Origin of the sequence: Corallococcus silvisoli, from assembly GCF_009909145.1 — a bacterium.
Lineage (GTDB): Bacteria > Myxococcota > Myxococcia > Myxococcales > Myxococcaceae > Corallococcus > Corallococcus silvisoli.
Window position 1 is genome coordinate 1 of the sequence record NZ_JAAAPJ010000049.1, and the last position, 1,994, is coordinate 1,994.

Here is a 1,994-nt window from a genome sequence, read left to right on the forward strand (position 1 = left end):
TACGCCACGGATCTCTTCGAGGCCTCGACCGTGCAGCGCATGGCCGGCCACCTCGGCGTGCTGCTCGAGGCCATCGCCTCTCAGCCGGACGCGGCCCTCTCGCACCTCCCCCTCCTCACCGAGCCGGAGCGCCTGCAGCTCCTCGTCGACTGGAACGGCCCCCGCTCCTCCTTCCCTCGCGACCTCTGCCTCCACGACGCCTTCTGCGCCCAGGCCCTCCTCACCCCCGACGCCCTCGCCGTCGTCTGCGGTGACGAGCACCTCTCCTTCCGCCAGCTCGACTCCCGCTCCAACCAGCTCGCCCACCTCCTCCTCGAGCTCGGCGTCGGCCCGGACGTCCGCGTCGTCCTCTGCCTCGAGCGCTCCGTCCTCTCCCTCGTCGCCATCCTCGCCACCCTCAAGGCCGGCGGCGCCTACGTCCCCGTCGACCCCAGCTACCCTCGCGACTGGCTCGCTCACGTCCTCCACGACACCCGCGCCCCCGTCGTCCTCACCCAGCGCCACCTCCTCGACTCCCTCCCGCCCCACTCCGCCCACGACGTCTGCCTCGACTCTCCTCCCGAGTCCTTCTCCCTCCTCCCTCTCTCTCCCCCCGCCTCCTCCGTCTCACCCGACAACCTCGCCTACGTCATCTACACCTCTGGCAGCACAGGGCGCCCCAAGGGCGTCATGATTCAGCACCGCTCCGTCCTCAACCTCCGCGCCGCTCTCGCCTCCACCGTCCACGCCGGCGCTCTCCCCTCCGAGCGCGTCAGCGTCAACGCTCCTCTCTCCTTCGACGCCTCCGTCAAGCAGCTCATCCAAGTCCTCGACGGCCACACCCTCTGCATCGTCCCTGACGAAGCCCGCGCCGACGTCGCCGAGCTCCTCAAGCGCATCTCCCTCGACTCCCTCGACGTCCTCGACTGCTCCCCCGCTCACCTGCGCCTCCTCGTCGAAGAAGGCCTCCTCGAGCGCGACGCCATTCCCCGTCGCGTCCTCGTCGGCGGTGAAGCCGTCGACTCCGCCACCTGGCGTGCCCTCTCCCACCACCCGCGCCTGCGCGCCTTCAACGTCTACGGCCCCACCGAGTGCACCGTCGACGCCACCGTTTGCGCCTTCGACTCCTCCCCCTCGCCCACCATCGGCAGGCCCCTTCCCAACGTCCGCGTCTACGTCCTCGACTCCTCCCTCCACCCTGTCCCCGTCGGCGTCTCTGGTGAGCTCTTCATTGGCGGTGAGGGCGTCGCTCGCGGCTACCTCGGCCGTCCGGACCTCACCGCCGAGCGCTTCATCCCGGACTCCTTCTCCAGTGAGGCCGGCGCTCGCCTCTACCGCACCGGCGACGTCGCCCGCTGGCGTGCTGACGGCACCATCGACTACCTCGGCCGCGCCGACTTCCAGGTGAAGGTGCGCGGCTTCCGCATCGAGCTCGGTGAAATCGAGTCCACCCTCCTCGGCCACCCCCAGGTGCACGCCGCCGTCGTCCTCGCTCGTGAGGACTCCCCTGGAGACAAGCGCCTCGTCGCCTACCTCGTCCCCCACGACGGCCAGTCCCTCGACACCAACGAGCTGCGCTCCTTCCTCAAGCTTCACCTGCCTGAGTACATGGTGCCCTCGGCCTTCCTCGTCTTGGACTCGCTCCCCCTCAACACCAACGGCAAGGTCGACCGCAAAGCACTCCCTGCTCCGCTCGCCGCCTCCTCTTCCTCCCACGTCGCACCTCGCACTCCCGCCGAGGAGCAGCTCGCCGCCCTCTTCTCTCAGGTGCTGCGCGTCGAGCGTGTCGGCGTCCTCGACGACTTCTTCGCCCTCGGTGGCCACTCCCTCCTCGCCACCCAGCTCGTCTCTCGCGTCCGCGCCTCCTTCAACGTCGAGCTGCCTCTTCGCTCTCTCTTCGAAGCCCCCACCGTCGCCGCGCTCGCCGAACGCATCCTGGCCCTCACGCCAGCCTTGCGCGTGCCGCCGCCCCTCACTCGGACTTCGCATGAGGGCCTGCTGCCGCTTTCCTTCGC

Annotated in this window: 1 protein-coding gene; it reads left to right on the forward strand. The window is 69.9% G+C overall.

Annotation, left to right across the window (positions count from 1 at the left end; genetic code table 11):
* Positions 1 to 39: 39 nt before the first annotated feature.
* On the forward strand, positions 40 to 1,994 hold a 1,955-nt coding region (locus GTY96_RS36990), incomplete at its 3' end, for a non-ribosomal peptide synthetase (RefSeq protein WP_235686144.1).